Annotated in this window: 25 protein-coding genes and 1 pseudogene; 10 read left to right on the forward strand and 16 right to left on the reverse strand. The window is 55.6% G+C overall.

Going from position 1 to position 21724, the window contains the following annotated elements; all coding sequences use genetic code 11:
- Nucleotides 1-42: 42 nt before the first annotated feature.
- The 4 genes from WMO24_RS15080 to WMO24_RS15095 form a co-directional block, all read right to left on the reverse strand.
- On the reverse strand, nucleotides 43-489 hold the full coding sequence (locus WMO24_RS15080) for an Hsp20/alpha crystallin family protein (protein WP_349217204.1): 447 nt from the start codon (nucleotides 487-489) through the stop codon (nucleotides 43-45).
- A 231-nt stretch (nucleotides 490-720) separates the two neighbouring features.
- On the reverse strand, nucleotides 721-1167 hold the full coding sequence (locus WMO24_RS15085) for an ATP-binding cassette domain-containing protein (protein WP_349217205.1): 447 nt from the start codon (nucleotides 1165-1167) through the stop codon (nucleotides 721-723).
- The gene (locus WMO24_RS15090; RefSeq protein WP_349217206.1) at nucleotides 1146-2195 is read right to left on the reverse strand and encodes an ATP-binding cassette domain-containing protein; all 1050 of its coding nucleotides are present in this window, start codon (nucleotides 2193-2195) and stop codon (nucleotides 1146-1148) included. The genes WMO24_RS15085 and WMO24_RS15090 overlap by 22 nt, the downstream gene beginning before the upstream one ends.
- Before the next feature lie 248 nt (nucleotides 2196-2443).
- Nucleotides 2444-2911 carry a CYTH domain-containing protein gene (locus WMO24_RS15095; protein WP_349217207.1) on the reverse strand — a complete coding sequence of 156 codons (468 nt, stop codon included), beginning with the start codon at nucleotides 2909-2911 and terminating at the stop codon, nucleotides 2444-2446.
- 73 nt (nucleotides 2912-2984) lie between these two features.
- Here WMO24_RS15095 and WMO24_RS15100 point away from each other — a divergent pair, with 73 nt between their 5' ends.
- Nucleotides 2985-4214 carry a class I SAM-dependent rRNA methyltransferase gene (locus WMO24_RS15100; RefSeq protein ID WP_349217208.1) on the forward strand — a complete coding sequence of 410 codons (1230 nt, stop codon included), beginning with the start codon at nucleotides 2985-2987 and terminating at the stop codon, nucleotides 4212-4214.
- A 54-nt stretch (nucleotides 4215-4268) separates the two neighbouring features.
- On the opposite strand, the gene WMO24_RS15105 is transcribed toward WMO24_RS15100, so the two are convergent.
- The 3 genes from WMO24_RS15105 to WMO24_RS15115 all read right to left on the reverse strand — a co-directional run bounded on the left by WMO24_RS15105 (nucleotide 4269) and on the right by WMO24_RS15115 (nucleotide 6034).
- Nucleotides 4269-4664, reverse strand: a complete 396-nt coding sequence (locus WMO24_RS15105; protein WP_349217209.1) for a hypothetical protein — start codon at nucleotides 4662-4664, stop codon at nucleotides 4269-4271.
- Entirely contained in the window at nucleotides 4661-5041 is a 381-nt protein-coding gene (locus WMO24_RS15110; RefSeq protein ID WP_349217210.1) for a DUF3783 domain-containing protein, read from the reverse strand. Before WMO24_RS15110 ends, WMO24_RS15105 begins: the two co-directional genes overlap by 4 nt.
- Before the next feature lie 603 nt (nucleotides 5042-5644).
- The gene (locus WMO24_RS15115) at nucleotides 5645-6034 is read right to left on the reverse strand and encodes a hypothetical protein (RefSeq protein ID WP_349217211.1); all 390 of its coding nucleotides are present in this window, start codon (nucleotides 6032-6034) and stop codon (nucleotides 5645-5647) included.
- Here WMO24_RS15115 and WMO24_RS15120 point away from each other — a divergent pair.
- The 6 genes from WMO24_RS15120 (at nucleotide 6022) to WMO24_RS15145 (ending at nucleotide 14051) form a co-directional block, all read left to right on the forward strand.
- Nucleotides 6022-7251, forward strand: a complete 1230-nt coding sequence (locus WMO24_RS15120) for a carboxylate--amine ligase (RefSeq protein ID WP_349217212.1) — start codon at nucleotides 6022-6024, stop codon at nucleotides 7249-7251. The two genes, WMO24_RS15115 and WMO24_RS15120, sit on opposite strands and share 13 nt — an antisense overlap.
- A 12-nt stretch (nucleotides 7252-7263) precedes the next feature.
- A complete protein-coding gene (gene cuyB, locus WMO24_RS15125; RefSeq protein WP_349217213.1) occupies nucleotides 7264-7974 on the forward strand; it encodes a cysteate racemase in 711 nt (236 codons plus the stop codon).
- A 6-nt stretch (nucleotides 7975-7980) separates the two neighbouring features.
- Nucleotides 7981-9819 (forward strand): asparagine synthase (glutamine-hydrolyzing), encoded by a 1839-nt coding sequence (asnB, locus tag WMO24_RS15130; protein ID WP_349217214.1) that lies wholly within the window; start codon nucleotides 7981-7983, stop codon nucleotides 9817-9819.
- Between the two features lie 255 nt (nucleotides 9820-10074).
- Nucleotides 10075-11193 (forward strand): hypothetical protein, encoded by a 1119-nt coding sequence (locus WMO24_RS15135; protein WP_349217216.1) that lies wholly within the window; start codon nucleotides 10075-10077, stop codon nucleotides 11191-11193.
- Nucleotides 11194-11237: 44 nt separating this feature from the next.
- Entirely contained in the window at nucleotides 11238-13217 is a 1980-nt protein-coding gene (gene metG, locus WMO24_RS15140) for a methionine--tRNA ligase (RefSeq protein WP_349217217.1), read from the forward strand.
- 48 nt (nucleotides 13218-13265) lie between these two features.
- The gene (locus WMO24_RS15145) at nucleotides 13266-14051 is read left to right on the forward strand and encodes a TatD family hydrolase (RefSeq protein WP_349217219.1); all 786 of its coding nucleotides are present in this window, start codon (nucleotides 13266-13268) and stop codon (nucleotides 14049-14051) included.
- 50 nt (nucleotides 14052-14101) lie between these two features.
- Here the strand turns inward: WMO24_RS15145 and WMO24_RS15150 are convergent, their stop codons facing one another.
- The 4 genes from WMO24_RS15150 to WMO24_RS15165 all read right to left on the reverse strand — a co-directional run bounded on the left by WMO24_RS15150 (nucleotide 14102) and on the right by WMO24_RS15165 (nucleotide 16228).
- Complete coding sequence (locus tag WMO24_RS15150) at nucleotides 14102-14506, reverse strand: DUF2871 family protein (RefSeq protein WP_349217220.1); 405 nt, start codon at nucleotides 14504-14506, stop codon at nucleotides 14102-14104.
- Nucleotides 14503-15171 carry a hypothetical protein gene (locus tag WMO24_RS15155; protein ID WP_349217221.1) on the reverse strand — a complete coding sequence of 223 codons (669 nt, stop codon included), beginning with the start codon at nucleotides 15169-15171 and terminating at the stop codon, nucleotides 14503-14505. The genes WMO24_RS15150 and WMO24_RS15155 overlap by 4 nt, the downstream gene beginning before the upstream one ends.
- Complete coding sequence (locus WMO24_RS15160; RefSeq protein ID WP_349217222.1) at nucleotides 15168-15599, reverse strand: hypothetical protein; 432 nt, start codon at nucleotides 15597-15599, stop codon at nucleotides 15168-15170. The genes WMO24_RS15155 and WMO24_RS15160 overlap by 4 nt, the downstream gene beginning before the upstream one ends.
- A 71-nt stretch (nucleotides 15600-15670) precedes the next feature.
- Nucleotides 15671-16228 carry a TetR/AcrR family transcriptional regulator gene (locus WMO24_RS15165; protein WP_349217223.1) on the reverse strand — a complete coding sequence of 186 codons (558 nt, stop codon included), beginning with the start codon at nucleotides 16226-16228 and terminating at the stop codon, nucleotides 15671-15673.
- Between the two features lie 185 nt (nucleotides 16229-16413).
- Between WMO24_RS15165 and WMO24_RS15170 the strand changes: the two are divergent.
- Nucleotides 16414-16524: pseudogene (locus tag WMO24_RS15170) on the forward strand (helix-turn-helix transcriptional regulator); the annotation flags it as partial.
- A 257-nt stretch (nucleotides 16525-16781) separates the two neighbouring features.
- Nucleotides 16782-17207: a hypothetical protein gene (locus tag WMO24_RS15175; protein WP_032548332.1), complete on the forward strand. Its 426-nt coding sequence runs from the start codon at nucleotides 16782-16784 to the stop codon at nucleotides 17205-17207.
- Here WMO24_RS15175 and WMO24_RS15180 read toward each other — a convergent pair.
- From WMO24_RS15180 to WMO24_RS15200, 5 genes are all read right to left on the reverse strand, one after another.
- Nucleotides 17156-18022, reverse strand: coding sequence for an aminoglycoside 6-adenylyltransferase AadE (locus WMO24_RS15180; protein ID WP_001255868.1), 867 nt, complete (start codon nucleotides 18020-18022; stop codon nucleotides 17156-17158). The genes WMO24_RS15175 and WMO24_RS15180 overlap by 52 nt on opposite strands.
- A gap of 156 nt (nucleotides 18023-18178) precedes the next feature.
- Entirely contained in the window at nucleotides 18179-18418 is a 240-nt protein-coding gene (locus WMO24_RS15185) for an aspartate/glutamate racemase family protein (RefSeq protein WP_071585656.1), read from the reverse strand.
- Nucleotides 18415-19146 (reverse strand): class I SAM-dependent methyltransferase, encoded by a 732-nt coding sequence (locus WMO24_RS15190; RefSeq protein ID WP_022582627.1) that lies wholly within the window; start codon nucleotides 19144-19146, stop codon nucleotides 18415-18417. The genes WMO24_RS15185 and WMO24_RS15190 overlap by 4 nt, the downstream gene beginning before the upstream one ends.
- Nucleotides 19147-19242: 96 nt before the next feature.
- On the reverse strand, nucleotides 19243-19788 hold the full coding sequence (locus WMO24_RS15195) for a P-loop nucleotide/nucleoside kinase family protein (RefSeq protein WP_007215980.1): 546 nt from the start codon (nucleotides 19786-19788) through the stop codon (nucleotides 19243-19245).
- A gap of 261 nt (nucleotides 19789-20049) precedes the next feature.
- Nucleotides 20050-20871, reverse strand: a complete 822-nt coding sequence (locus WMO24_RS15200; RefSeq protein WP_007215982.1) for a helix-turn-helix domain-containing protein — start codon at nucleotides 20869-20871, stop codon at nucleotides 20050-20052.
- Between the two features lie 449 nt (nucleotides 20872-21320).
- Here WMO24_RS15200 and WMO24_RS15205 point away from each other — a divergent pair.
- On the forward strand, nucleotides 21321-21724 hold a 404-nt coding region (locus WMO24_RS15205), incomplete at its 3' end, for a cysteine-rich VLP domain-containing protein (RefSeq protein ID WP_349217229.1).

Here is a 21724-nt window from a genome sequence, read left to right on the forward strand (position 1 = left end):
AACGCCCCGGCGGGCATGCCCGCCGGGGCGTTTTTCAGGTGATTACTCAATGGCGATGCGCCGGGTCTCCGGCAGCTGCGGCTGCGTTTTCTTGGGGATGGACAGGCGCAGGATGCCGTCTTCAAACTTCGCGGAAATATCCTGTTCCGTCACGCCCTCGCCCACGTAGAAGCTGCGGCTGCACTGGCCGGCATAGCGCTCACGCCGGATGTAGCGGCCGTCCTTGTCGCTCTGGTCTTTGTCCAGACCTTTGGCGGCGCTGACTGTCAGATATCCGTCGCGGATCTCTGCATTGATCTCATCTTTCTTGAAACCGGGCAGATCAATATCCAGTTCATAGGTACCGTCCGTTTCACGCACGTCGGTCTTCATCAAGTTTTTGCTGTGTTTTCCGTACAGCGCGTTCCGGCTGGAAGTAAAGAACGGATCGTTGAACGGATCCATAAAGAATTCATCGAACAGATTTTCACCAAAAATGCTAGGCAACATAAGTCATTCCTCCAATCAAAACGTCTTTCCCGGCGGAACTTTGTTCCGCCTTCGTTTGCCTTCATTGTGATTTGTTTTTTGTTTCCCTGAAGCCCTCCTTCAAGGTACAATTTTATTATACCCAGTTTTTTAGCACTGTCAACACTAGAGTGCTAATTTTCACAAATTCGTCACAATGTTTTCGTTTTTCCTTGGTAAATCAACATTTTTCTTTGTACTCCAGCACTCTATTTATTTAAGTGCTAATATTTCTGCGCCGATATTGCGTAAAAACGCGCGATCATGTTCCACCACCAGCATTGCCGTATCCGCCGTTTGCACAAGCACTTCGATCTGCCGGCGCGACAGCACATCCACATAATTCAGCGGCTCGTCCCACACATACAGGTGCGCCGGGCGCGCCAGGCTCAGGGCCAGCAGCACTTTCTTTTTCTGGCCGGTGCTGAGCCGGGCCGCATCCAGCGAAAAGATTGTGCGCTCCAGCCCCAGCTTGCGCAGAAACGTAAAAAACAGCGTCACGTCCGCGCCCTCCCGCCGGGCCAGCTGCGTCAGTTCTCCTTTCAGAAACGCCGGGTCCTGCGGCACGGCGGACACCACCAGCCCCGGGGCCGTGGCCAGCGTGCCGGTGCGCTCTACCGGCACGCCGCAGACCGCTTTCAGCAGCGTGCTTTTCCGCATCCGTTGGGGCCGGTCAGCGCCAGGCGCCGGCCCGCCTGAAGGCAGAAATCCGCCCGGCACACCGGCCGGCCGTCGTAATACAGCGTCAGGTCTTCGGCCCGCACCAGCGGCGACGCCTTCTCCCAGCGCAGCGGCCGAAAACGCAGTTCCTCCGCGGTCTGCGCCTCCCGCAGCAGCTGCCGTTTTTCAGCGGCCGCCTCCTCGCGGCGAGCCTGCACCGTTTTGGCGTGCTTCATCAGTTTGGCCGCCTTGTGACCCAGATACCCCCGGTCCGGCCGCAGGCCGGAATTGCGCGCATGTTTTTCCGCCTCCGCCTTTCCCGCCCAGTCCGCAGCGCGGCGGGCCGCCTGATCCAGCCGGGCGATCTCCCGGCGCAGCCCTTCGCTGCGGGCGCGCTCGGCCTCGTCCCGGCGCAGCTTTTCCCGCTCCCAGGTGGAATAGTTGCCCCGGCAGAGCGTCACCTCTTCCCGGCCCAGCGCCAGCATGTGGTCCACGCACCCGTCCAGAAAATCCCGGTCGTGGCTGACCAGCAAAAAGCCGTCCTTCTCCTTCAGATACCGGCTCACACAGGCGCGGCCTTCCGCGTCCAGATGATCTGTGGGCTCATCGATGAGGCAATATCCCTCTTCCTGCACAAACAGCGCGGCCAGCATGCACTTGACCTGCTCCCCGCCGGACAGTGCGGCAAAAGGGCGGGCCAGCGTCTCCCCGCGCAGACCCAGGCGGTCCGCCTCGCAGGCACAGCGCCATTCCGGCGCATCCGGTGCAAAGGCGCGCAGCAGCTGCCCCGCGGGCAGGGACGGGTCCGGCACAGAAAACGGGAACAGCACGCAGGCCGGACGCCCGCGCACGGCTCCGCCGTCCGGCAGCCGGCCGGCCAGCAGCCGCAGCAGCGTGGTTTTGCCCCTGCCGTTGCGCCCGGTCAGCCCCAGCCGCCACCGGGTGTCTATGGAAAAGCACACATCTTCAAACAGCGGGTCGCCGCCGTCATAGGCAAACGTGAGATGTTCTACGGAAATTTGCGCCATACAAGCGCCTCCTTTCAACAAAAAACCGCGGGACAGCGAACCGCACCCCGCAAGGGCGCAGCCCGCCGCATCCGCGGCTTTTGTCGAACAAAGAGGCCCGGACGCGCAAATCACCCCGCTTTTGTGGCGCACAAAACAAAGCTGCCCGACGCAGCCTGTTTTCTGCCGTACAAAGCCGGATTATTTGCGCATCTTCTCACTTCCAATTTTTCAGTCTGCTGTGAGAATAACACATTCCCGCGCAGCCGTCAATCCCCCAACCGGGTCCGCTTCCAGTACGCGCTCATGGAAAAGCCCCGGTCCTCGGTCATCTCCTCCTGCAGGCCGATGTCCGCGGGCGGCACATACGCCTGCGCCTGCTCCACCGTGTCAAACTCCACCTCGGCGTAGAAAAAGCGGGTGGGCAGGTCCTCGTCCACCAGGCTCACCTCCAGCCGGCGGCCGTCGGGCAGGGCATACACCCGGTAGTCCTTGCTCACCAGCGGCTTGCCGATGAACGCCTCCAGCCTGCGGAAGGTCTCGGCGTCAATGTCCGTCTCGATCTCTTCCCGGGCCAGCGTGCCTTTTCCCTTAAAGCACAAAACGCAGCGGGCCCCGTCCGTGCGGATGCGCACCACCGGCGCGGTGGCAATGTATCCCTGCCGCATGTGCGCTTGCCGCAGCAGCGGCAGATTCTCCGGGAAGCCGGCGATTTTCCATCTGCGTTCAATTTCCATGTCTGTTCCCCCTGTTCATTTTCCTCTGGCTCTATTATAATGGAGAAAGACTGAAAAATCGAGGTATTTGTATATGAAGCAGCAGCGCTCGTTTCCCCTGTTCACCGTCACCGAAAAAGCCGCCCGTTCCGTGCGGGAAGGCCATCCCTGGATCTACGACACCGAAGTGACCCAGGCCCCCGCCGTGGAAAACGGCGTGCTGGCGGACGTGGTCGGCCCCAAGGGCCAGTATCTGGGCACCGGTTTTGTCAGCCTGCAAAGCAAGATCCGGGTGCGGCTGGTGTCCCGCAACGCCAACGACGATTTCTCCCCCGCTTTCTGGCGCCGCCGGCTGGACCACGCCTGGCAGTACCGCAAAACCGTTCTGCGGCCGGAAGAGCTGACCTGCTGCCGCATCGTGTTCGGCGAGGCGGACCACTTCCCCGGCCTGACCGTGGACCGGTTCGGCCCTCTGCTTTCGGTCCAGGTGCTCAGCGTGGGCATGGAGCGTCTGAAAGGCCTTCTTTTGCCGCAGCTGGTGGAACTTCTGCGGGAAGACGGCCAGGAGATCACCGGCGTATATGAGCGCAACGACGTGGCCATCCGCACGCTGGAAGGGCTGGAAACCTACAAGGGCTGGTTCCCCGTTCCGGGGCTGCCCACGCCCGCTTCGCCGCTGGCCGAGATCGTGGAAAACGGCGTCAAGTACACCGTGGACGTGGAAAACGGGCAGAAGACCGGCTTTTTCCTGGACCAGAAATACAACCGGGCCGCCGTGGCGCGCCTGGCCAAGGGCAAAACCGTTCTGGACTGCTTCACCCACACCGGAAGCTTCGCACTGAACGCAGCCCTGGGCGGCGCGGCCCATGTGACCGCCGTGGACGTGAGCGAGAGCGCCGTGGAAATGGCGCGGCACAACGCGCAGGTAAACGGCGTGGAAGACGTGATGGAGTGCGTGGCAGCGGACGTGTTCGATCTGCTTCCCACGCTGGCCCAGCCGGGCGCACCCAAGTACGATTTCATCATTCTGGACCCGCCCGCCTTCACCAAATCCCGCAAAACGCTGCACGCGGCGCTGCGGGGCTACAAGGAGATCAACTACCGGGCCATGAAGCTTCTGCCCCGGGGCGGCTATCTGGCCACCTGCAGCTGCAGCCACTTCGCCACCGAAGAGGCCTTCTGCCGGATGCTGCGGGACGCCGCCAGGGACGCGGGCGTGCAGCTGCGCCAGATCGAGGCGCGCCAGCAGGCGCCGGATCACCCCATTCTGTGGGGCGTGCCCGAAACCAGTTATCTCAAATTCTATCTGTTCCAGATCGCATAAACACAAACAAAAAGGGGGCCGCAGCCCCCTTTTTTATTTGCACCGGCAGGTCCGTCACATTCCCCGCAGGCGCAGCCACAAAATCTTCAGTGCGCCGTAACCGTGCTCCTTGTCGGTTTTCAAGGTCTCCACCCGCTCCCACAAAGCAGGCTTTCCGTCCAGCACCAGGCCGCCGCGTCCGGCGCCCGTGATCTGCACAGGCGCTTCGCTTTTGCCCGTGTAGGAGCAGCTGTCATAGTCCCACAAAATGCGGCCCTGCTCGTCCACAGCCGCCGCCCACATGGAACAGGCCTTGCCTGCTGCCTCACCGTAGCAAAACCGCTCAAACAGCACGCGCCCGTCCCGGTAAAAGGTCACCCGGTCCCGAAAGCGGGGCCGGCCGGTCTGCTCATAACAGAACCCCGCGCAGCCCGCCTGACGGATCTCCTGCGTCAATGTGTCAATTTTCATTGTTTTTGCGCCTCCCTGATCGCCTGCCGCTCCCGCTTCAGTTCTTCCATCAGCTCCAGCACCGTCCAGCTTCGGTTGTGGGGCGTGACCACCGCTTTGTAGTCCACCGAAACCTCCCGTGCCCGCAGCGCCGCCAGAAGCGCCTGCAGCGCCGGGCCGTCCACGCCGTCCAAAAGCAAAAGACTCTCCGCCGGGCCGCTCACCGGCGCCGCCGCGCACGGCTCGTCCAGCTGCGCCACCGTGCGCACCAGCTGCCCCGGCGCAATGGCGCTGGCTGTGATGCCGAACCCGTTCAGCACCTCCAGCAGCGCGGCGCGCCCGTCCGTGACGCCGTAATAATAAGCCCGCGGCGCCGCCGCGGCAATGTGTGCCTTCATGCTCCATCCCCCTGCTTGTTTCTTTTCTCTATTATGACGGTTTTTCCGGCCGCCGTCAACTGTACGTACCGCAGTTTTATGTGTATATTATATAGAATTTTACGATAAGTTTCTTCTATTTTGTCTATTGCGCATAATCCATTCCCAGGCTATAATAAAGACAGAAAACAGGAAGGGAGTTGAAGCCCATGTACCAAGCAGAAGAACCTGTGCAGTTGGTGCAGGGCGTATAACTCAGGACGGACCGCTACGATTGAACATCGATTAGAGCTGGTTCACTGCCCGGAGTTGCGGGAAGAGAAACCGCAGGAGATGAGGCAGATGGAACACCGTGTAGCGAGGCGCCGCCAACATGAGCTTATGCGTCTTGCAGCCGAGAGGCACACAAACACCGCCCCACAAAATAGAACGGCATAAGATCACTGGAGATCTTGCCCATAAAAAATAAAGCGGCGGTTACAGCAGCAAAGAAGCTGCAAAGGTTCCGAAGATCGTCTTGAAAAACAGGCAATCCGAAAACGGGGACCAAAATAAAAACGAGAGAAAGGTTTTTTATACCAATGTACTAGGCAATCGGCCTTGTTCTTCCAAACACATTCACATTTATAATAGATCGCAAAAATCCAGTTTTGTTTGTGGTTGAATGAATGAAATGCGCTTGAGACTGAGATCTTCAGGCGAGTAAACCGGTAGATCTTTTGAAGGGAAATAAGACCCATGCACTGGTAAAGAAAAAGGGGAACCACCCTTTCCGCAGTGGTTAAAAGGCAAATGTTTTTTAACTCTGAAAAAGCGGAGAATCGGTTTGGACAATTGAATCAATGAAACAGGCGGCAGCGCGAAAGGCGCTGCCGCTTTTTTGTGTTTCTGTCCGCCACTTTTCCCCTGTCCGTTTGGTTGACAAGCCCCGTTTTGGCTATATAATAAAGTAGTAATATTATGGGGTTGTGTACCCCGTGTGAAAAAGCGAGGCTTTTTGTATGGCTCAAACACCTGAGATTCTGCCCGTGCTGATCGGCGCGGACATGAACTGTTATTCTGTGGCGCGCGCCTTTCACGAAGAGTACGGCGTGGTTTCCCATGCGTTCGGCCGCTGGCCCATGGGCGACACCATGTACTCCCGCATTGTGCAGTGCACCTATATTCAGGACATTGACAACCGGGACACGCTGCTGGCCACGGTGACCCAATTTGCGCACCAGCACGCGGACAAGACCTGCATTGTGCTGGGCTGCACCGATGACTATGCCAGCCTTTTGATGGGCATTCGGGACGAACTGCCCGAAAACTGCGTCGCGCCCTATATCACCCCCGCGCTGCGGGACAAGCTGGTTTCCAAAGCGGACTTCTACGACCTGTGCGACCAGTATCACATTCCCTATCCGAAAACCTTCTGCGCCCAGAAGGCACTGCCGGCTGAGGAACTGAGCGAAGAGGCACTGGGCTTTTCCTACCCGGTGATCGTGAAGCCGTCTTCTTCCATTCTGTATTGGAAGCATCCCTTCGACGGCATGAAAAAGGTCTACACGGCCCAGAATCCTCAGGAGGCCGCCCGCATTCTGGCACAGATTTACGGCGCCGGCTATCCGGACAAAGTTCTGGTGCAGGACATGGTGCCCGGCGACGACAGCTTCATGCACGTGCTGACCGCCTATGTGGACAAAAACAGCCGCGTAAAAATGATGTGCCTGGGTCACGTGGGCCTGGAGGAGCACACGCCCAAAGCACTGGGCAACCACGCGGCCATCATCACCGAGTACAACGAATCTCTGATGGAAACGCTGAAAGCCTTCCTTGAGGACATCGGCTACACGGGCTTCGCCAACTTTGATGTGAAGTACGACAGCCGGGACGGCTCTTACCGCGTGTTCGAGATCAATCTGCGTCAGGGCCGTTCCAACTACTATGTGACGGGCGCGGGCTACAACCTGGCCCGGTACGTGGTGGAAGACCGGGTGCTGAACAAGGACCTGGGCCCCTGCGTGATGAACCAGAAAGAGACGTTCTGGCATTCCGTGCCCCGGGCTGTGGTGTACAAATATGTAAAGAGCCCCGCCTTCGTGGCCAAAGCGCGTCAGCTGGCCCGGGAAGGCCGGGAGACCACCAGCTTCGGCTACCGGCCGGACCTTCTGACCAACCCCAAGCGCATGGCCTATTATCTGGTGCACATGCAGCGCTATTTCAAGAAGTTCAAAACCTATTACAAGTAAGGAGGGACGTGTATGCCTCCAAAGATGCTGGGCATTCTGGGCGGGCTGGGCCCCATGGCCACGGTTTATTTTTACGAACTTGTGACCCGCCACACCAAGGCCGCCTGCGACCAGGACCACATCGACATCATCATCAACAGCCGGGCCACCACCCCGGACCGCACGCGCTTCATTCTGGGACAAAGCCAGGACGACCCCTTTGACATCATGGCGGCGGACGCGGCGCGGCTGGTGACCTTTGGCGCCGAGATGCTGGCCATTCCCTGCAATACGGCGCACTATTTTTACGACCGTCTGAACCAGACCATTCCCGTTCCCATTTTGAACATGGTGGAAGAGACGGTGCGCACCGCCAAACAGCGCTGCGACAAGGTGGGCATCCTTGCCACCAGCGGCACCATTGAAACGCGCACCTATCAGCGCCAGTGCGAAGCGCAGGGGCTCGCCTGTGAAGTGCCCTGCCCCGCCGACCAGCAAAAGATCATGGATATCATCTACAAGGATATCAAGCAGGGAAAACCTGCCGATAGGCAGGCTTTCTGCGAGGTATCGGACCATCTGCGCAGCGCCGGCTGCGGCCGCATCATTCTGGGCTGCACGGAGCTGTCTCTCATCAAACGGGACGAGCATCTGGATTCTTTTTATATCGACTCGATGGAAGTTCTGGCCAAACATGCCATTCTGGCATTCGGCAAAACACCCATCGGCTTTGAGGAGGATTGACCCCCTATGTGTGGTTTTATCGGATTTACAGGCATTTTAAACAGCAAAGAGACCATTCTGCAGCGCATGATGGACCGCATCGTACACCGCGGGCCGGACATGGGCGGCATGTATACCGACGAAGACGTGGCCCTGGGATTCCGCCGCCTGTCCATTCTGGACCTGTCCGAGGCAGGTGCGCAGCCCATGAAAAACGAAGAGGGCACCGTCATCGTCACCTTTAACGGCGAGATCTACAATTTCATGGAGCTGCGCAAGGAGCTGGAAGCCAAAGGCCACACGTTCCACTGTCATGCCGACACGGAAGTTCTGGTGCACGGCTACGAGGAGTGGGGCACCGATGTGGTGTACCGCCTGCGCGGCATGTATGGCTTTGTGATCTGGGACACGCAGCGCAAACGCCTGTTCGGCGCCCGGGACATCTTCGGCATCAAGCCCTTCTACTACTACCCCATCCCCGGCAACAAGGGTCTGATTTTCGGCAGCGAGATCAAAAGTTTTCTGGACCATCCGGATTTTGTCAAGCAGGTCAATGAGAACGCGCTGCGCCCCTACCTCACTTTCCAGTACTCCGCTACGGAAGAGACCTTCTTCAAAGGCGTGTACAAACTTCCGGCCGCGCACTATCTGGTATATGAAAACGGCCGTCTGACCACCCAGCGGTATTGGGACTGCGACTTCGAGCCCAAAGAGCAGAACTTTGAGGCCTGCACCCAGCAGCTGGATGAAACCGTGCACGAATCCGTGCAGGCGCACCGCATCGCGGACGTCAAGGTGGGTTCTTTCCTGTCCGGCGGCGTGGACTCCAGTTATATCACCGCCTGCCTGATGCCGGACAACACGTTCAGCGTGGGCTTTGACTATCACAAGTTCAACGAGACCAATTACGCGGCTGAACTGTCCGAAAAGCTGGGCGTGACCAATTACCGCAAACTGCTGACCGCCGAGGAATGCTTTGACGCGTTCCCCGACATCCAGTATCACATGGACGAACCCCAGTCCAACCCTTCCAGCGTGCCTTTGTATTTTCTGGCCAAGCTGGCCCGGGAGCATGTGACGGTGGTCCTGTCCGGCGAAGGTGCGGATGAGATTTTTGCCGGGTATGAATGGTACGCCGATACCCCCGCCATGGAGAAGTTCAAGCGCATCCCCCGCCCGCTGCGCCGTCTGGCTGCGGACGTGGCCAAGAAAATGCCCTATTTCAAAGGCAAAAATTTCCTGCTGAAATGTGCCGAGCGGCCCGAGGATTCCTTCCTGGGTCAGGCCCTGGTCTTCCCGGAAAAGGAAGCCGAGGCCGTTCTGAAGCCCGCCTACCGAAACGGTCCCTCGCCCCACACATTGGCCGGCGAAGTCTACGCCCGCGTCAAAGACAAGGACGAAGTGACTAAAAAGCAGTATCTGGACATGAACCTGTGGCTTCCGGGAGACATCCTTCTGAAGGCCGACAAAATGTGCATGGCGCACAGTCTGGAGCTGCGGGTGCCCTTCCTGGATAAAAAAGTGATGTCCTTTGCCGAGACCATTCCCACCCGCTACCGCATTCAGGGCACGAACACCAAGGTGGTCATGCGTCATGCCGCCAACCGCACCCTGCCCGACGAGTGGGCCAACCGTCCCAAAAAGGGATTCCCGGTGCCCATCCGCTACTGGCTGCGGGAGGAGAAATATTACAACCTGGTCAAAGAATATTTTACCAGCGACTACGCGGCGATTTTCTTTGACACCACCGCTTTGATGAAGCTGCTGGATGACCACTTCCAGGAGAAGGCCAACAACCAGCGCAAAATCTGGACCGTATTTACGTTTTTGGTTTGGTACAAGCGCTTTTTCATCGACGAGAAATAACCCGGCGCTTTTGCGGGGGATGCGGCAGCCCCCCGCTCCCCCCAACGGGACCGTGTTCACCTTTTTGGTTTGGTACAAGCGCTTTTTTCATCGACGAGAAATAACCCGGCGCTTTTGCGGGGGATGCGGCAGCCCCCCGCTCCCCCCAACGGGACCGTATTTACGTTTTTGGTTTGGTACAAGCGCTTTTTCATCGACGAGAAATAACCCGGCGCGTTCCTGCGTCCCCCGCTCTTTGCGGCAGAGGAGCCCTCTATGAAAAGACTGTTCCGAAAATTGGCTTTTATCTTGATCGGCGCCGTGATGGGCATTGTGCTGGTGGCTTTGTACTCCGCCTTTTTGCCTGTGGTGCTGGATCTGTCTCTCTTTCCCCTTCTGCTGAGTCTGCTGGTCACGCTCGTGTGGATGTCTGTGGTTTTCATGTTCTCTGTTCCGCTGCACGAGGCCGGCCATCTGGTGTTCGGGCTGGCCACAGGCTATGAATTTGTCTCCTTCCGGGCGGGAAAGACCATCTGGACCAAACGGGACGGCAAACTGGTGCGGGGCCGCTGCCAGGTGGCAGGGACCGCCGGCCAGTGCCTGATGTCGCCACCCGGCCAGCCGGACGGTGCCTATCCCTATGTGCTGTACAATCTGGGCGGCGCGCTGTTCAACCTGCTGGGTGGTGCGCTGCTGCTGGGAATTGCCTTTGCACTTCCCTCGCTGGCCGGATTTCTGTGCGCCAGCGCGGGTCTGACCAATCTGTTCATGGGCCTCGTCAATCTGCTGCCCCTGCCCGACGTGTGCAACGACGGTGTGAACCTTCTGGCCCTGCGCAAAGGCGCTGAAGCGCGCCGCGCCTTCTGGATCACTCTGGCGGCCAACGCGCGGCTGGCCCAGGGCGCGCGGCCTTTGGACCTGCCCGCCGACTGGACCCAGCCTCTGCCGGATTTTACAGAGCACACCCCGGCGCTGACCTTTGGGCTGCTGGTTCTGGAAGCGGCCCGCCGCATGGACGCCGGTGACTATGACCAGACCATCGCCCTGTTAAACCAGCTGCTGCAGTTTCCTCAGGTGGTGCCGGCCCAGAAGCTGGCCTCCGAAGGGGACGTACTGCTGTTGACGCTGTTGACCAAAGGCCCCGGCCCCGAGGCGGGCAAGCTGTGCACGCCGAAACTGCTGGGGGCACTGCGGGCGGGCAAGACCTCGCCGCCCAGCCAGTGCACACTGTACGCCGCCGCCCGCCTGCAGACCGGAAACGAGACAGACGCGCAAAAAGCCCGGGCCGCCTTTGAAAAAGCGGCGCTGACCCACCCTTATCCCGGCGAAACGCAGTTGTACCGGGAACTGTTTGACGCTGTTGACCGCAAGGCCGATGCCTTGCGCGGCACATAAATCACAGTGCGTTCCATTCGCGCACTTTGAAAGGAAGAATACATATGGAAAAGAAGACCTACTACATTACAACGCCCATTTACTATCCCAGCGACAAGCTGCACATCGGCCACAGCTACACCACCGTGGCCTGCGACGCGCTGGCCCGCTACAAACGGATGCAGGGCTACGACGTTCTGTTTCTGACCGGAACCGATGAGCACGGCCAGAAAATTCAGGACAAGGCCGCCGCCAAAGGCGTGACCCCGAAAGAATACGTGGACGAGATCGTCGAAGGAAAAGGCGGCGTGAAAGACCTGTGGAAACTGATGAACATTTCCAACGACCGGTTCATCCGCACCACCGATGACTATCACGTAAAAGCCGTGCAGAAAATCTTCAAAAAACTGTACGAACAGGGCGACATCTACAAAGGCTGCTACAAAGGCCATTACTGCAAACCCTGCGAGAGCTTCTGGACCGACAGCCAGCTGAAGGACGGCAAATGCCCGGACTGCGGCGGCGACGTATACGAGGCCGAGGAAGAGGCCTATTTCTTCAAAACCAGCAAATACGCCCAGCGCCTTTTGAAGCTGTATGAGGACGTCCCCGACTTTATTCAGCCCGAAAGCCGCAAAAATGAAATGATCGCCTTCATCAACCAGGGCCTGCAGGACACCTGTGTGTCCCGCACTTCTGTGAAGTGGGGCATCCCCGTGGACTTCGACCCCGCGCACACCGTGTATGTGTGGGTGGACGCGCTGTCCAACTATATCACCGCCCTGGGATATGACAACGACGCCTACAACGATTACGACAAATACTGGCCCGCGGACCTGCACATGGTGGGCAAGGAAATTCTGCGCTTCCACACCATCATCTGGCCCGCCATGCTGATGGCGCTGGATCTGCCCCTGCCCAAGCGGGTATTCGGCCACGGCTGGCTGCTGCTGGACGGCGGCAAAATGTCCAAATCCAAGGGCAACGTGGTGGACCCGGTGATCCTGTGCGAGCGCTACGGCGTGGACGCCATCCGCTATTTCCTGCTGCGCGAGATTCCCTTCGGCAACGACGGCAACTTCTCCAACGAAGCGCTGATCTCCCGCATCAACTCCGACCTGGCCAACGACCTGGGCAACCTTTTGAGCCGCACCGTGAGCATGGTGGAAAAGTACTTCGACGGCACCCTGCCCGAAGAGCGCGTTTCCGGCGCCTTTGACGACGAACTGAAAGCCGTCATCGAGGCCATGCCTGCCAATGTCACCGCCGATATGGACGAGCTGCTGATCCCGCAGGCTCTGGCGGAGATCTTCAAGGGCATTCAGCGCGCCAACAAGTACATCGACGAGACCACCCCCTGGGTGCTTGCCAAAGACGAGGCCAACAAGCCCCGTTTGGCCGCTGTACTGTACAACCTGTGCGAAAGCCTGCGCTATGTGGCTACGCTGCTGGCGCCCTTCATGCCCGATACCACGCCGAAAATGGCGGCTCAGCTGGGCATTGCGGGCGAAGCCATGAGCTACGACGATTTGAAGGGCTTCGGCACCCATGCGGCTTACACCGTGCAAAAGGGCGAGGCGCTGTTCCCCCGCATTGACGCCGCCAAAGAGCTGGAAGAGCTGGCCAAGGCAGAGGCTGCCGCCCGCGCCAAAGCCGCCCCGAAACCCGAAGCGCCCAAACCCGCTGAGAATGCGCAGCCCCTGGAGCACCGGCCCCAGGTCACCATTGACGATTTTGCCAAGTGCGAACTGCGTGCAGCCAAGGTGCTGACCTGCGAGACCATCAAGGAGTCCCGCAAACTTTTGAAGATCACTCTGTTTGACGGCGAACGGGAGCGCACCGTGCTCTCCGGCATTGCCAAGTGGTACAAACCTGAGGATCTGATCGGCCGCACAGTGGCCATTGTGGCCAACCTGGCTCCTCGTCCCATGATGAAGGGCCAGTACGTGAGCGAGGGCATGATCATGGCCGCCAACCTGCCCGACGGCGGCGCGTCCGTGATTTTCTTCCCGGACGAAGTCCAGCCCGGCAGCCTGATCTCCTGACAACACAAAAAAGCGCCCCGGCGGGGCGCTTTTTTCGAGAGGTAACTTATGATTTTCGACACCCATTCCCACTATACTTCCCACCGGTTTGACGACCACCGCACGCAGCTTTTGGATTCGCTGCCCGGTCAGGGCGTATGCGCCGTGGTGGACTGCGCCACCGATTTCGACACCGCCACCCAGTGTCTGGCCCTGGCGGACCAATACCCCTGGCTGTATGTGGCCGCAGGCATCCATCCCCAAAGCCTGATCGAAGAGGACGCGTCCACCCGCACCCGCTTCGGCGGAGACTGGCGGGCCGAACTGGAGGCCATTGAACCCCTGTACGCAGACAAACGGGTGGTGGCCGTGGGCGAGTGCGGCCTGGACCACTACTGGCCCATTCCCAAAGAAGAGCAGGCAGCCCTGTTTGAAGCGGAACTGGAAGTGGCCAAAGCACACGACCTTCCCATCATTGTTCACGACCGGGAAGCGCACGCCGACACGTACGCAATGCTGAAAAAGCACCGGCCCAAGGGCGTGGTGCACTGTTATTCCGGCAGTGCCGACGACGTGGCATGGCTGACGGCGCAGGGGCTGTACATCGGTTTCGGCGGTGTTTTGACCTTTGCCAACGCCCGCAAAACCGTAGAGGCCGCCGCCGCGTGCCCCCTGGATAAAATTCTTCTGGAGACCGACTGCCCCTATCTGGCGCCCGTTCCCTTCCGGGGAAAGGAAAACCACTCGGGGTTGATTCTGCACGTAGCCCGGCGGCTGGCGGAGATCCGCGGCCTGACCGAGAAAGAAGTTCTGCGCATCACAGAAGAAAACGCCCGCACGCTGTTCGGTGTATAAAGCAAACGGCCCCCCTGTCTGGGACAGGCGGGCCGTTTTGGCTTTATTGTTTACACGGACCGGCGCACGTGCACCAGCAAATACAGCGCAGCCGCACCCAGCGCCAGGTGTCCCAGGCCCGCTGTGCCGGACAGCGCACCGTTCAGCGCCGGGCTCAGTGATGCACCGCACACCTGCACAACGCCCCTGACCAGCAGCCCCAGCGCCGTAAGATTCAAACCGATATGATAGGCCGGCGCGGCCCATTTCGCCCGGCGGGCACCCAAAAGCCCGTTCTTTTCCAGCAGCAGCAAAAGCAGGCAGACGCCTGTTCCCAGCACCAGATAATGGGCGTGCACCAGTCCCAGCGACGTCCGGTCCGTGAAGCCGGACAGTCTGGTGAATTCCCGGTAAAACACCCCGCCCGCCAGGGCAAGCGCTCCGTACACAAGCGCCGCGTTCGCAAATCGTTTCATGTTGTTCCCTCCCTGCGCAATGCGCGATATCCGATCAGCACGGTCCACACGTAGGCGCACGTTTTCGGAATCATCAGCATTCCCACCCAGGAAGCTGCGTCCGCCCACAAGACTACCGGAATGTAAAAGCCGAAGCTGAGCACAATGGTCAGCCACATCCAGCGAAACGCCCGGTCGTTTGTCCGCCGGGCGCTGCGGTAAAACAGCACCAGTACCACCAGCCCCAGCGCCGCAAAGGGCAGGTTGCGGTAAATGCCCCAACTCAACGGCGGATTGGCACTCAGCCATTCGTTTTGCGGCATCATGCACAGCACGATCCGCACGGCCGCCAGCGCCCAGACCAGAACGGTCCAGCCGTTTCCGCCCTGCACCCGATAGCGCAAACGCCACACATAGTACAGCAGCACGTAAAAGACGGTCATGGTCACCGAGGTGATCCATTTGCCCATGCCCAGCGCCGTCACAAAGTTTTCCAGCCCCGTGGTGCAAAGGGCCACCGCCCGGGGCACCAGATGAAACGCGTCACCCGCGCCCAGCACAATGGCCATAACGCCAAACAGACGGAATTGTGCCGGCGCGTTTTTCCAGGTGACCATTTTCACCCCCAGCGTCAGCACCAAAATCAGATAGACCGCATCAAAACCGGTCTCCATCATCGCTCTCATAACATCTCTCCTTCCCTGCAAAACCTAATTTTCTGTACAAAACGAATGCCGAAGGCCAGCCCCGCACCCAAAAGCGCGGCGCCCAATCCCGTGTAAAAAACAGCGATGCACCGGTCGGGCGCCAGCCGGGCCGTGCGCAGTACAATGCCGCCCGTCATCATTCCCGCCATGATCGCAAAGGACCGGCCGTCGAAAAAGCGCCAGAAATACTGCCGGTCTTCGTATCCGGTGATGCGTGCCGTGTGTTTTTTCACCAGTCTGGAAAATACAAAAATCCAGAAAACAGCAAATACCGCCAGAGAAATCAGCCCGTTGGTCCAGTTCACATACGGCCCGTACGTTTCCAGACCAATGCGGAGAATGTTTCCCCCGGCCGCGGTCCAGACCAGACCCGCCAGCAACAGCAGCGTCTTTGCCTGCACTTTCATAAACGTTCCTCCTTTATTGTGAACATTGTTCATTTTGAGCCTGAAAAGAAGCCCGCCTGGCGGGCTGTCTTTCAATACAATATTCTGCGTACCAATTCCAGCGCGGCGGCGGGATCGTTCTGCCCGCGCACCATGTCGCCCAGCAGCAGAGAAAACAGCGTTCCCGCAAAGACCCGGGGCGTAAACGCCGAATCGAAGGCGCCCGGCCGCACGCGCGCATCCCGCTCCAGAACGGTGCACAGACCGTCCATCATGTGGCTCCAGGTCTGTTCCATGCGAACGCGCCCTTCGGCCTTTTCCAGATGAAAAAACCGGGCGGAGTGCATGGAAAAGAATCCGGGATACGTCTGCGCGCCATACAAAATGCGCTGATAAAGCCAACGCACACAGCTTTCCGCGCTTTGAAACAGGTCCGGGTCTTCCGGCGTGTGAAAAATGTCGCACCACACGCTTTCCACCGTGGCGCTGACCAGCTCTGCCTTCGAGCCGAAATAGTTGTAAATCGACCCGACCGCCACCCCGCACGCAGCCGCTACGGTGCGGATATTCACCGCATCCCAGCCATCGGTGCGCACCAGCTGCCGGCAGGCTTCCAAAATGTCCTGTCGCGACGTTACCGCTGCATTCATGTTATCACCTCAAACTGAACAATGTTCATTATAACAGTGTTTTCCCTTTCTGTCAATCACCGCTGCTGTCTCACAGGCGGAAAAAGGCTTCTGCAACCGCTGGTTGCTAAAACTGAACCGTTCGCTTGGTCGACATTTCTTCTCTTCTTTGCTATGATAAAAGCGCGGAAAGGGGAGCAAAACCATTGACATTGGGTGAAAAAATCTTCACGCTGCGCAATCAAAGCAAACTGTCCCAGGGAGAACTTGCGGAAAAACTGAACGTATCCCGCCAGTCGATCTCCAAGTGGGAGACCGGGGGTTCACTTAGATAAAGATACCACACCAATCCCACGCTGACTTTTGCTCAACCAATACAGCCGGAGGGCTGGATAACAAGAAAAGGCGGTATGCGCCCCGTGGAGGGGTAGCATATCGCCTTTTCTTGTGGGGGTTTCCAAAGGGGGCAACGCCCCCATTTGGCACACGACTTTGCGAAGCAAAGTGTAGTGTGTTATACGCTCTGTCGGCGTTGTCGTGAAAATGCCGTTGCCGCCGGGGAGGGCAAGGGCATTTGAAGCGGCAAGATTTGAAGCGGCAAGAAAACAGGGCTGTGCTTGCGTGGCGTGGAGCCGCAAGCGCAGGTCTGGTTTCATCAGCAGACAGGGCGTATATGAAAGCCCCCGTCCCTCGTCCTACGCTCCGACTTGTGGACAAAGTGTCCCGAAGTTGTGGCCACACTCCCGGAAAAGTAGCAGGACAGCGGGCAACCGTCAAGGCTGAAATGAACGGGGTTACACCCGGCCTTGACCGCCGCCCGCCGCCCCGCTGGATGGGTGGACAAGGCGGCCAATCCCTCAAAGTGCTTGGCCGCGCTCTTTCTGATTTTGAGGTATTCAGTTTTTCAAAATTGAATAATCAAAATAAATTTTTTCGATTGAAAAAATTTTATTTGTTATCATCTTCAATGCCATATTTTTTCTTTTGCCGAATCACATAATTACTGATTTTTTCATCATATAGTGGATACTGGTAATCCAACTGGCATGCCACTTCTGACGAAACCTCCCGGAACAATGCCATACATTGTTCAAAGGATTCCCACATATGGGGATAGGAATCCATATTATAAGTAGACATAAGTCGTTCCCACAATTCCTCTGGGACATATTGCTTCATAAATTTATAGTTTTTTCCCAAACTGAAATGAAATCCCTGTTTGATACCAATCAGCCAGGAAATCATGCGAAGCAATTCTTTTCGTACTATATCATTCATATGGTCAATAGCAAAAAGAATTTCTTTGCGGCATAAGCCCTTTACTACATATGTTGTAGTATTCCAAAATTCATTACAGCAATCGTCAAACATTCTTTGAGTAGGCTTCTGCAAGTGGTAGTCTATATCCGTTGGTATTGGCGGCTTTACGATACGGTTGTCTTTATCCAACAGTAACTTTACCAGTTTATCCCATGTAAAATACTCGTCTATCAGTTCCAGCGGCAGCAAAGTTAAATCTATCTTAACATCATCAGTAAACAGCATTAAATATGAAAATCCCTTTTCTACAGCTGGAAATAATTCCATATCTTCCGGCTTTTGCAGAATCAACCTTTCACCAAATATATCTAGCCATTTATCATCACTTGTGAAGCTGTCCATATCCGTAACAAAAAAAGTAATATCAAAATCCTGAAAATCATCAGGCGGAATATTTGTATTTGTTCTAGATCCTTCCAAAGTAACCATGCGAATGCGTTTGTCTGTTTTTGCAAAATTCAAAACAATATCATAAACTTCCTTTTCTGATCTCATTTTTATCTCCTCCAATTATTGAAATAGGTGTGAAGCCATTTTAGGGCTTTCCCGCCTTGATTACCCTTTAGCAAAGACGGGCGGGGCTGTCAACGGCGGCGCATGAAATGCGCCGTTCATCTTGACCGTTGACTGGCTCGGCTGGCTTTGCTATTTTTATCGAATTGCATATTGGTAAATTGCATTGATATGTACTTGGGTTGTATTCACGATTGGCACATTAACATCTTCGGGCTTTATGGCAAGTGGCAGCTCCGTACAGGCGAGAATGAGTGCATCTACATTTTCTTTTTCAATGTATTTATTTGCCAGTGCAATCATTTTCTCTTTATCACTAGGAATTACTATGCCATTCTCTAAATTGGGGTATATCAGTTTTCCTAATAGAGATATTATTTTTTCGCTATCGCCTTTACAAGTAACATCATCGGGCGGCGAAGTTCATCTTCCATACCCGGAATATCCATCATCTCTTTAGGCGGTTCTGCTTCCTCTACAACTTTAAGCTCAAACCCATTGTTCAGCAATCCCATTATAATCTGTGTAAGTGTGTGATGTTGTTTTACTACATCACATCCTAAAAAATGTGTATTTCGTTCTCCTGTTATAAAGTAATTATCAATCGCCCAATATTGCGGTTTCCCATCATCTGTATAAATCCAATCCTGCCCAACTCCTGCGGTAAAAACAGGGTGTTCGATATTAAAAAGAAAAATTCCACCTGGTTTTAATGTCCTATACACTTTTTGAAATATTTCCACTATGTCCTCTATATAGTGCAGAGCTAAATTAGATATAACACAATCCCATTCATTTTCTGGATAGTCATATTCCTCTAATCCGCTAATACGATATTCAATTTGATTTCCTGAATTGCGCTTTTGGGCTTCCTCAATCATTTTCTTACTTAAATCGATCCCTAATATTTTTGTAGCTCCTTGTTCTTCTGCGAACTTGCAGTGCCAGCCATATCCGCACCCCAAGTCAAGAACAGATTTTCCTTCTAACGAAGGAAACAAAGGTTTTAATTGATGCCATTCACCAGCAGCTTTTAACCCCTCTTTACTGCGGGACATCTTTGCATATTCTTCAAAAAACTTCTCATTATCGTATTCATTATTCATAACCTTAACATCTCCTATTTTATCCTTCGGCACCGCCGCCTCCAGGCGGCTCCCCAACTTCATCTGCTCGATAAATGGGAATTGCACCAAAACAATCTAAGACAACAATGCTGCCCTACTTGCGATTTTTTCTTGTACTGCGGAAACAGTTTCTTGAATGGAATAATTGGTCGTATCTACAACATTCGATTCATATATTCCCAGATTGCAAAATTGCTCCCACATTGTTTCTACCAATTCGATATTTGTTTTTCGGTCTAACTTTGAGCGTTCAACAGCCCGCTTTAAGGTTTCTTCCTTACTTGCCCTTAAAATAATATAATGCACCTCATAATGTTCCCGAACAAGAGCTTTCCATGGCTCCAAAAACCATGGCCCGACAATCCCATCTACAATTACATCATATCCGCCACGAGCATATCGCTTTGCAGCTTCTAAAAAGGCTTCAATGACAACCAGATTTTGCTCGTTGGATTCTGGCAAATGTGGTGGTATTGCGCCTTTGCTTAAGTAATGAAAAAAGTCATCGGTGTGCATATGCACTGATTTATCCATATCTGATTCCTTTGCGACAATTGACGCAGTTGTTGTTTTTCCTGTCCCCGGTGAGCCTGTAATCACAATAATTCTTCCTTGATTCATCTATATTTTACCTCCACAAATTTTGATTTGTTGATAACTCATTATATCATAATTCTTTCGGTACGTCAGCACGAAAATAAGTATGTGGTTTTTCGTAAAGTGGTCTTGTCAAATAGAAGCGGGGAGCCGGCTGTGAAGTGGAGTCCCATGGTTCCCTTATAGTCATAAGTTCGTTCTTTTCATTCATTGTAAACAGTGCTTCTACATGAAGCTGCATATAGTACGAGTTGCTTTTTCCCATTTTCTAATATTCTCCTACATTTATTTCTCTGCCTGTTCAATCATTTTCTTTACTAACCGCTGAAACAGGTCGGCGGTTTCCTCGTCCATCGGCGCAAGCTGTCCAATCTGTCCGGCTATCATCGCCGTTACATCGTCAATGGAAAGCGGTTTTTGTTTCTGTTCCGCCAGTGCGTCCCGCATGGCTTGGAACATAGCGGCGGTCACAGCTTCTCCCGGCTGTTCCCCGTTGTCTATGTCTTTCTTAATGTCCCGCAGGATAGCCAGGAACACATTTTTGATTTTTTCAATCTCCGCTTCATGTTCCCCCATCTTTTGGGCGTTCAAAAGCTGTAAATCCTGCTTCGCTTCTGCCCGGTGTTCCGGGTGTTCTTTCATCAGGTCGGACAGGGAAGCCGTTGCCATCTCGATAAGCTGGTTTCTTGCTGTTATGCCCTTTGCCGCCGTATCCTGAAAATAAATCCGTATCAAATCTATCAGCTTGGGAAAATTCCTGTGTTCCAACAGACGGTTGAGGATTTGCACATCAACAGCACCCGTCACAAGCCCCCTCACGGCCCCCTCTGACAAGCCTAATTCAGAAATATCGTAACTTTTACGGACGCTCACGGTAGACAAGCCCAGTATGTAGTCTGTCGATACCTTAAATTCCTTTGCCACACCTATGAGAATATCACTGCTTACCGTTCTTGTTTCGCCGCTGACAATGCGGCTCAATTGGGAAGCGGAAACGCCTATCTTCTCCGCAAGTTCCTTTTGTGTGATGTGGTTCCCGTTGCATAAATCGGAAATCCGCTGTCCGGGTGTTCCGGGTAAAGCCATAGACACGCACCTCCTCCGCATACTTCCATTATACAAGATAATTGCAAAAATGCAATTTCCAAAGTGTAAACTTCATCAAAATGCAATTCTCGCAAAAAGCCGGGATTTGCATTTTTTTCGTGTAGACTTAGGGTAGTTCATCGATGGACAGCACCTTGAAAACAGAATGACCGTCCGAAAAGAGAATACCACGGCTGGGGAAGCACCGCCAGGAGCCGGACTTTTGGACACTTTGTCCAGAGGTCACTTCGGGACAAAACGTCCCGAAGCTGCGGGGAGCGTGCCAACGCCGGAATACGCCGCTATTGTCGGGGCCCCCGCAAAGCCGCATGGCTTTGTGGGGAGAGGAGGAGCAGCGGAGCGAGTGAGTTTTGCCGCTTGCGGCGAAACGAGCGATACGCAGCTTGCGACGACGAGGCAGGAAACCTTTTCGGGGAGAACGGCAATGGAAAGCAAAATGGAGGGAACGCATGAGAGATAACCCCTATAAAGACTTGCCGCCGCTGGAACGCAGGCCGGACGGTTCCCTTTACCGCATGACACCGGCGCAGAAGAAACAGGCGGCCAGCCTGATACGCCGGGAGTGCTGTTGCTGTGAGGACGGCAACTGCATTGTCCTTGACGATGGGGACGCCTGCACCTGCCCGCAGACGGTTTCTTTCTCGGTCTGCTGTAAGTGGTTCCGCTGGGCGGTCTTGCCGCTGGACGGGACGCTGAAAGCGGAGATTTTCCGGGATAAGGACATGAAACGCTGTGCGGTTTGCGGCGGCGTGTTCGTCCCCAAATCCAACCGGGCTAAATACTGCCCGGACTGCGCCGCCAGAGTTCACAGGCGGCAGAAAACAGAAAGTGAACGGAAAAGGAGGTCTGCTGT

This window comes from Ruthenibacterium intestinale (assembly GCF_040096265.1).
Classification (GTDB): Bacteria; Bacillota; Clostridia; order Oscillospirales; family Ruminococcaceae; genus Ruthenibacterium; species Ruthenibacterium komagatae.